Annotated in this window: 12 protein-coding genes; 11 read left to right on the top strand and 1 reads right to left on the bottom strand. The window is 58.4% G+C overall.

Annotated elements, in window-relative coordinates; all coding sequences use genetic code 11:
- Positions 1-60 precede the first annotated feature (60 nt).
- The 11 genes from AC1RNN_RS19645 (at position 61) to AC1RNN_RS19595 (ending at position 6,087) form a co-directional block, all read left to right on the top strand.
- The gene (locus AC1RNN_RS19645; protein WP_493091393.1) at positions 61-1,359 is read left to right on the top strand and encodes a replication initiation factor domain-containing protein; all 1,299 of its coding nucleotides are present in this window, start codon (positions 61-63) and stop codon (positions 1,357-1,359) included.
- A 26-nt stretch (positions 1,360-1,385) separates the two neighbouring features.
- Complete coding sequence (locus tag AC1RNN_RS19640; RefSeq protein ID WP_493091394.1) at positions 1,386-1,733, top strand: hypothetical protein; 348 nt, start codon at positions 1,386-1,388, stop codon at positions 1,731-1,733.
- A gap of 2 nt (positions 1,734-1,735) precedes the next feature.
- The gene (locus AC1RNN_RS19635; protein WP_493091395.1) at positions 1,736-1,960 is read left to right on the top strand and encodes a hypothetical protein; all 225 of its coding nucleotides are present in this window, start codon (positions 1,736-1,738) and stop codon (positions 1,958-1,960) included.
- Positions 1,957-2,172 carry a hypothetical protein gene (locus tag AC1RNN_RS19630; protein ID WP_493091396.1) on the top strand — a complete coding sequence of 72 codons (216 nt, stop codon included), beginning with the start codon at positions 1,957-1,959 and terminating at the stop codon, positions 2,170-2,172. The genes AC1RNN_RS19635 and AC1RNN_RS19630 overlap by 4 nt, the downstream gene beginning before the upstream one ends.
- Positions 2,169-2,408: a hypothetical protein gene (locus AC1RNN_RS19625; protein WP_493137505.1), complete on the top strand. Its 240-nt coding sequence runs from the start codon at positions 2,169-2,171 to the stop codon at positions 2,406-2,408. The genes AC1RNN_RS19630 and AC1RNN_RS19625 overlap by 4 nt, the downstream gene beginning before the upstream one ends.
- Before the next feature lie 72 nt (positions 2,409-2,480).
- Positions 2,481-2,687 (top strand): hypothetical protein, encoded by a 207-nt coding sequence (locus AC1RNN_RS19620; protein WP_493091400.1) that lies wholly within the window; start codon positions 2,481-2,483, stop codon positions 2,685-2,687.
- A 12-nt stretch (positions 2,688-2,699) separates the two neighbouring features.
- Positions 2,700-3,047 (top strand): hypothetical protein, encoded by a 348-nt coding sequence (locus tag AC1RNN_RS19615; RefSeq protein ID WP_493091402.1) that lies wholly within the window; start codon positions 2,700-2,702, stop codon positions 3,045-3,047.
- A complete protein-coding gene (locus AC1RNN_RS19610; RefSeq protein ID WP_493091404.1) occupies positions 3,034-4,392 on the top strand; it encodes a hypothetical protein in 1,359 nt (452 codons plus the stop codon). Before AC1RNN_RS19615 ends, AC1RNN_RS19610 begins: the two co-directional genes overlap by 14 nt.
- A gap of 2 nt (positions 4,393-4,394) precedes the next feature.
- Positions 4,395-4,682, top strand: coding sequence for a DUF2523 family protein (locus tag AC1RNN_RS19605; RefSeq protein ID WP_493091406.1), 288 nt, complete (start codon positions 4,395-4,397; stop codon positions 4,680-4,682).
- A complete protein-coding gene (locus AC1RNN_RS19600) occupies positions 4,682-5,722 on the top strand; it encodes a zonular occludens toxin domain-containing protein (protein ID WP_493091408.1) in 1,041 nt (346 codons plus the stop codon). Before AC1RNN_RS19605 ends, AC1RNN_RS19600 begins: the two co-directional genes overlap by 1 nt.
- 74 nt (positions 5,723-5,796) lie before the next feature.
- Positions 5,797-6,087, top strand: a complete 291-nt coding sequence (locus AC1RNN_RS19595) for a hypothetical protein (protein ID WP_493091410.1) — start codon at positions 5,797-5,799, stop codon at positions 6,085-6,087.
- 339 nt (positions 6,088-6,426) lie between these two features.
- Here AC1RNN_RS19595 and AC1RNN_RS19590 read toward each other — a convergent pair whose 3' ends face one another.
- Positions 6,427-6,810 (bottom strand): H-NS family nucleoid-associated regulatory protein, encoded by a 384-nt coding sequence (locus AC1RNN_RS19590; protein ID WP_493091411.1) that lies wholly within the window; start codon positions 6,808-6,810, stop codon positions 6,427-6,429.
- Positions 6,811-7,139: the final 329 nt, after the last annotated feature.

The raw sequence follows: 7,139 nt of genomic DNA, 5'->3' as shown, positions 1-7,139 counted from the left end.
AGGCGCAGACAACACCCCCCGATGGTAATCACGGGGGGTACTTCTCCGGAGCGAACGAACGTGTCTAAAGCCAACCCACTGGTTATCGACGGCTCCGAAATCAAGCTCCGCCTGGAAGCGGAGCGCACGGCCCACCAAACCGCCATTCATGTCGATTGGCTCCGCTTCACTTGCGTCCTGCGCAATGTGGTGCCGACCTTTGAAACCATACGCGGCCCCGTCCTCCCCAGCGCTGAAACCTTGGGCCGTCGCGTCTTCAAAGACCTGTTGCCACTGCGTGACTACCGCACCCCTTTCCGCGCTGCGCTCTCCGAGCCGCTGCAAGAGGACATTCACCGCCTGGTGCGCTCCTCGCTGGAGTCCTTCCAGGCAGACCACAAAACACCAGAGTTCCAACACGCTGGCGGCCAAGCGCTGGACTTGGCCAAGCAATGCGCCGAAGCGCTCGGCCCTGACTTCAACGTGAACCCCGAAGTCTTTCCAGGCAAAGACTTCTACAAATACCGCTTCGTCATTGAACGCAACGGCCACGGCTGCGGCTGGGTCGGTTTCCTTGCCGCCTCCAACAGTCCCAGCAAGAAAAAGCAGGACCAGACCATACACGTCAACCTCGAAGGCCACGCCTGCACTTTTGCGGCCCATGAGTGGACCTATCGCCTCGCGGACATCATCGATGCCCACGACGGCAAGATTACCCGCGCCGATCTGGCACTGGACTTCTTCGATGGCATGGGCTTCGAGTTCGAAGAACTCCAGCAGCAGTACGCCGCTGGTGCCTTTGACGTGCGCGGCGCACGCCCCAGCACCAAGCAGGCCGGGGACTGGTTCAACGGCGCAGAGCGCTCCCTCTACATCGGTTGCCGCAAGTCCGGCAAAGAAACCAACATCTACGAAAAAGGCGACCAACTGTTTGGACGTGAGTCCAACAGTCCATGGGTCCGCGTCGAGCTGCGCTACGGCAACAAACTGCGCGTCTTGCCTTCGGCCATCCTGCGCCACCCCGGCGACTTCTTTGCAGGTGCCAGCGACTGGCACGCCCTCCAACTCCAGCGTGCCGACCAACTCAACCAGGTAGCGCCCTCCCCGCTGCCCCAGGAAAAAAAGCTCCCGATTCAGACCGTCACGGCTGAGGTAACGCGCAATCTGCGTTGGGCGCTCACATCCGCTGCTCCCACCGTTGCTGCGGCATTCCGCTACCTCTCTAACGCGGAGTTTCTGGAGCTGTGCAACTGGGAAACCAAGTCCCTCCCGGGTCGCTTGCGCCGCTTCGCTGACGGTGACTTACGCCTCGCGTTCGAAAAAGTCTTCGCTACCAAACCAACGAGTCCAGGCGCTGGCCACGCCTTTGGATTTGCTTAATCCCCGGCCTCACAAGGAACCAAATCATGAAGATGAAAAGTCAATCCACCCTCTTCGGCATCAAGGCCAGTGAAGGCGAAGTTGAAGGCAACAAATTCAGCTCCACCACGTTCTATCTGCCCGCCGACATGGCGTCGAACAACACCACGAAAAGCATGGGCGCGATCACTGTGCCTTACAAGTTCGGTGATGCGTCCGAGTTCAACAAGTGGGCGCACTTGGAGAAGTCTTTCCCCGCAACTGGCGTTCCCGTTGAAGTCGAATTTGACGTTGTGGCCGGTAAGGATGCCCAAGGCCGCGACAGCGCAAAGATCGTGCTTTGTGGCATCAAGCCCATGTCCGCCGCTTCTCAACGCGCAGCAGCAGCGGCCTAACCATGCGGCTCCTCGTTCAATCCAAAAGCACGGGCCGTTTTCTGGTTCCCAACGTGGACGGGGAGCCCGAATGGACGCTTGATCTGCGCAAGGCTGGTGTCGGGGTTGTCCCCGACATGGAACACGCCGTGAACCTTGTCCAGGACTGGACCGATGTTGACGATTTGCCGCAAATCGTTGACCTCGACCGCATCGGCACCGCTGCCGACTACGTGGATGGCAAATGACTACCAAGCTCACCCCTGAAGAATTCCGCGCTCGCTATCGCGCGGTCAAGGAAGTTGACCAGGAGAACTTCCGCAAAAACTGGCGCCAGCTCGTCGCCATGGCCCTGTGTGACCTTGCCCGCAACGCCGCTGTCGGTTTCGTGGTCGGGTCTTTCATCGGCGGGTACACGCTGGTGCAGGCGCTGAACTTCGCTGCGGCACATCTCAAATGAATCCGCTGGAAAACAAGGGAGTAAACATGTTCGGCGACGAAGAAGAAGAGTTTGAATTTCACTGTGGCGACTGCGGTGCTGTTTTCTCGGACCCTGTGGAGACCACAGAGGAAGACATTCGAGACCACTACGAAAACGGCGGGTTTAGCCGTATTCCTGACCACGCATGGGACCGTGTAGGGCAATACGTCTGTCCTGAATGTGGCAGTACCAACTACTCCGGCGATGGCGACTAAGAACCGGCTCCATGCCTCGCGTGCGGGGCATTGGGCCACCGTCTTGGTGGTAACAACCTTGGAGTTTTTTACATGAAACGCAACTTCTCCCTCGTGGCTGTCATGGCCGCTCTGCTCGGTGCAATGTCCGTCCCTGCCCACGCAGCCCTGGACACTGCAATCACTACGGCCATCACCACGGCCCAAACCGACATCTTGGCAGTGCTCACCGCCCTGACCACTGCCGGTGCCGCCATCTGGGTCGGTCGCCTGATCTACAACAAGTTCCGCGTCAAGTAAGCAGGCCGGGAAATGGGCTATCTGTACAAGGGGGCCTGTTTCCCCGACCTGCCGACCGTCAAGGCCGAACAGTGCGCGTCGGCCCTGTCGTCGTGGGGGTCGGGTGGCTCCGCATTCAGCACCGAATGCGTCCAATCGACCTTCACCGAATCAGACACATCCATGACCATGTGCAAGCGCGAAAACGGCGGCGCCTGCATCACGTATCAGCAACCGTTCCAACAGTTCCCGACCTGTGCCTATGACGGTGCAGCGGCCAATCAAACCGAGCTGTTCGCGCTGGTGCTGGGCTTTCTGGTCGTCATCTGGTGCGCCACCCGCCTACACCGCATGTTCTGGGGTAACCATGAAGGGGTTTAACAATGACATTCGCAGACGCACAGCTCGTGCAAAATTTGTGGCTCTGTGCGGGCTTGTTTGCGGCCTGCTGGCTCATATTCCGGTAGCCATTGCTGACACCGTTTCAATTCCAGACGCTGCCTTCCAGCGCTTCATGTGGACCACCACGGGCGCCAACAGCCAGGCAGTCACGTATGGCACAGGTGGTACCCCTGTCGTGTCCCCAACAGGCTCCGGCACCATCGCTGCGGATGGCACCAAAAGCCTTGCATATGGCCGCAACGCAACATGGCGCAACGGCTCCGGAAATCCTGTTTCCGGTGGCATTAGCGGTCGAGTGCCTATCAACTCCAAAACGGCTCGCTTGCTCGGTGCTGGGCTCAAGATCGTCCCTTATCTCGGCACTGGCGTTGCCCTATGGGAAATGGCCCACGAACTCGGGTTTGACGTCAGTAAAGATGGTGCAGGCGTTGCCGTTAATCGAACCCTCACATCCGGCGAAAGCGTCCCCGGTGTAGCGCCCTCATATCTGTCTTCTTACTTGCCCGCTTGCCAGTCCACATACGGGCAAGCCTGCGTCGTCAACTCTTATTACTTCGGTCCAGGTCAAAACGTCTACTGCGGCGGTTATGTGGACACTGGCACTGGCATGTATTGCCACGTCGTCCAGCGCACCAATCCCCCTGCTTGGTATAGCTATAACTACACAGTGGAACGCCAGTTCATCACTGCCGCCACCATCGCCTCTGACATGCAAGCCCTAGAGGACGCCATCGCAGCCAAGTCCGGTTGGCCCACGTCTTCCAGCATCGCGCAAGCTGTCACTGATGCTTCCAAGGCAACCGGTCAAACACTGGATGTGGAGTCTCCCAAAGTTACCGGCCCGACCACCTCTCCTGGCACAACCAAGACTACAACGGACCCGGCGAACAACACCACGACCACCACGACAACAACGCATAACCATACCTATAACGACAACAGGGTGACCAATACCATAACTACCTCGGTCAACGTCACGAACAACGGTACAGGGCAATCCACCACGACCACCACGACAGAAGAGCCCATAGAGGAACAATCCGAGTGCGAGAAGAACCCCGGCAGCCTCAATTGCTCCGATCTTGACATTCCGGAAGTAGACATACCTAAGACAACCAAGACCATTACATGGGCTGCGGAGAATCTTGGCTTCGGCAGTGGCAAATGTATCGACCCCCAAACCATTCACACTGCGTTGGGGACAACAACGCTCAACTTCGCCAGCTATTGCGGAATGATTGAGACATGGGTAAAGCCCCTTGTTATCGCCTTTAGCCTGCTGGCTGCGTTTTTCATCGTCGCACCAGTCAGAACGGAGGAATAGACATGTTCAAAATCGGTACATGGCTGGCTGCAATGATGCAGCCGTTGGTAGCGCGAATTTTGATGGCGTTGGGCTTTAGCGTTGTCTCCATCGTCGGCGTTACAACCGTTCTTGACCAGCTCAAGACCATGTTCGTCAGCAACATGATGGCAGTCCCCGCTGCCGGTCTCGATCTGGCTTTGCTGGCCGGGTGTGGCACAGGGTTCGGCATCATCTTCGGTGCCATTACCACACGTATGGCCCTGTGGCAGATCCAGAACGCCACCAAGGTGTTGGGAGTGGGCTCCTAATGTTGACCATCATCACAGGCACCCCAGGTGCGGGCAAAAGCCTGTACACGGTCTGGGAGATAGCCCGCCACGTCCCCGGTTCCACCGTTGAGACCGATCAGGAGCCAGTCACCCGCAAGCTGTACTCCAACATCAAAAACCTGACGCTGGAGCATGAACACATCAACGGGGACAACCTCCAGAACTGGCATGAATGGGCGGAGCCCGGCGCAGTGATCGTGTTTGACGAAGTGCAAGAAGTCTGGCGTCCCCGCGCCCTCGGCCAAAAGGTGCCCGATTGCATCGCCCAGCTCGAAACCCACCGCCACAAGGGCGTCGATATCTACCTCATCACCCAGCACCCCATGCTGGTGGACCCCAACATCAGGCGGCTAGCCAATCAACACCTGCACCTGCGTCGCATCACAAAGACCGTGGCCATGGTGTACGAGTGGGACCACTGCGCCAACCCCGGCCAGACCCGCACGGCTATCCAGTCGAAGCTCTGGTTCCACCCGAAAAAGGCGTATCAGCTCTACAAGTCCGCGCAGCTCCATACCAAGCCCACGGCCAGACTCCCAAAGATCGCGTTTGTCGGACTCGCTGCGCTGGCCGGGCTTGCGTTCGCTGCACCCATGGCCTTTGACCGTGTGCAGACCTCGCTCGGCATCAAGAAAAAAGAGGCCCCCGCGGCTGAAACTGCTGCCGCAGCGGCACCAGGTCAAAAACAAACGTTCGTCAAGGACGGCATGTTGCACACCGTCGAAACCACAACCGTGGCCGCCTACCCCACCCTGCCCGCCTCCGCGCCCGTGATAGAGGCCCCGGAGCCCGTCCAGTCGGTGGAAATAGCCGGATGCATTAAGTCCCCTAAGCGCTGCGGCTGCTTTGATGTGAGGGGTAAGCCCGTTGAGCTGAAACCAGAGCTTTGCGAATCCCGTGCGGCCGGTGAAGGACCACCGCTCCAGTTCGCGGATAGCCCGCGCCCTGCTCCCGTAGCCGTGGCCATGCAAACCGCGCCGCTGTCGATGGGCGGGGATGTCCGTGCGCCTCGGAACTGAAAAGCAGACGGGACCTTATAGGCTCCAATTGACGTTACTGGGTTGCTACACTTCCCAAAAAAGGGAGTGTTTCAATGCATCGCACGTTACTGGCTGCCATCATTGGTGCAGCAACTTTTCAAGTCTCTGCTCAGTTCCCCAAACAAGTGCCATCTATGGGCGGCGGTAGCGTCTCAAGCAGTCAAGTCGTCCAAGGGGACGTCAACCCAGAGCCTACAAACTGCACCCAGCTTGCAGCAGAGCGCCGCGCAATCGACCAGATTACAGAAAAGCAGCAGTGGGTGCCCATAGAGCAGCAGAATGCCAACTATCACCGCATGAACTGGCTCAAGGCACAGATGGCCGCCAGGCGCTGCTCGTACTAGAACAGCGAGTAAAACTCCCGCTGCCCCTACTTAAACTCCGGTCTGCTGGACTCCAAAAAATCGAGGTCTGTAATCGCCTCCCTTTTACTTAGAGCCAATGCTTCGCATCGGATCCGCCAGGACTCAAGTGAATCTAGATCCCGCCGCAATCCCTTCATATCGGGTGCTATTCCCTTGGCAAGGTTTTCAGAGTGAGACAGCGCGACCCTTACGGCGCCACGCCAATGTCCAAGAGCGTCTTTTAGCGACATGCCAGTCGAATTGATTAATTTGTTCATACGCGCATATTGAGCAGCACGCTCCCGCTACTCTGTACGGTGGGCCACATTGGACCCGAAGTCATAACGCGTATGGAATAAACGTATCAACTTTCAGCTGATAGGCTTCCATCGGCGTCCCATTTTCCACCAGGTTGCGCAGCCACTTGGGCACCATGCCCTTACCGCGCCAGGTGTTCCCTGATGGGCTGACATAGAACCCAGCAGGCACCATGCTGCCCTCAGCGCCACGGAAGTTGATCAGCACCTGCGCAGCCTTCCACATCTTCACCAGTTGGCGCGCCTTGCGCGCGGCCTCCTTCGCCCACCCAGGTACATCCGGCGCGAACTTAAACACGCACTCCATCAGGCGCATGATGCGCGGCGAATTCTTGTACCCGTTGTGGAACAGCTCGCGCTGAAACCGCAATGCCTCGGGGTGCTTCAAGTAGTTCGCTGCAATCATGGCCGCTGCCTTCCAAGTTACCGGATTCCCTAGATTCCGAGCCTGACCCCTTTGGGTTTTGAGCGGGCCGGTGTTCCCGCTGCTCGTTACCGTCTTTCCCTGAGTTCGTCGCCTGGGAGTGATGGCGCAACGGGTGGGCGTGGATGTGCGGGGAAGGTTTGTAAAGCGACACAGCGCGCAGCGCAGCCCTAAAAGCTTTATGAATACCCCGCGCAGCCAGGCACAAGCGCAGCGGCCCGGTGCAGAGTCACGGGAAGGCGTCGCACTCAGGGAAACGAACGAAGCAAAGGGATAGCGGTGGCGCGAAATGCGTTAGGGATCGTTACCCG

The organism is Rhodoferax sp. GW822-FHT02D07, from assembly GCF_058802405.1.
This window is presented reverse-complemented; position numbering and strand designations above follow the sequence as displayed.

What these genes read in the sequence shown, in the direction of transcription:
- AC1RNN_RS19605 (WP_493091406.1), top strand. Translation starts at nt 4,395, where the DNA reads ATGTTCAAAATCGGTACATGGCTGGCTGCAATGATGCAGCCGTTGGTA.
- AC1RNN_RS19620 (WP_493091400.1), top strand. Translation starts at nt 2,481, where the DNA reads ATGAAACGCAACTTCTCCCTCGTGGCTGTCATGGCCGCTCTGCTCGGT.
- AC1RNN_RS19600 (WP_493091408.1), top strand. Translation starts at nt 4,682, where the DNA reads ATGTTGACCATCATCACAGGCACCCCAGGTGCGGGCAAAAGCCTGTAC.
- AC1RNN_RS19635 (WP_493091395.1), top strand. Translation starts at nt 1,736, where the DNA reads ATGCGGCTCCTCGTTCAATCCAAAAGCACGGGCCGTTTTCTGGTTCCC.
- AC1RNN_RS19610 (WP_493091404.1), top strand. Translation starts at nt 3,034, where the DNA reads ATGAAGGGGTTTAACAATGACATTCGCAGACGCACAGCTCGTGCAAAA.
- AC1RNN_RS19595 (WP_493091410.1), top strand. Translation starts at nt 5,797, where the DNA reads ATGCATCGCACGTTACTGGCTGCCATCATTGGTGCAGCAACTTTTCAA.
- AC1RNN_RS19625 (WP_493137505.1), top strand. Translation starts at nt 2,169, where the DNA reads ATGAATCCGCTGGAAAACAAGGGAGTAAACATGTTCGGCGACGAAGAA.
- AC1RNN_RS19590 (WP_493091411.1), bottom strand. Translation starts at nt 6,810, where the DNA reads ATGATTGCAGCGAACTACTTGAAGCACCCCGAGGCATTGCGGTTTCAG.
- AC1RNN_RS19640 (WP_493091394.1), top strand. Translation starts at nt 1,386, where the DNA reads ATGAAGATGAAAAGTCAATCCACCCTCTTCGGCATCAAGGCCAGTGAA.
- AC1RNN_RS19615 (WP_493091402.1), top strand. Translation starts at nt 2,700, where the DNA reads ATGGGCTATCTGTACAAGGGGGCCTGTTTCCCCGACCTGCCGACCGTC.
- AC1RNN_RS19630 (WP_493091396.1), top strand. Translation starts at nt 1,957, where the DNA reads ATGACTACCAAGCTCACCCCTGAAGAATTCCGCGCTCGCTATCGCGCG.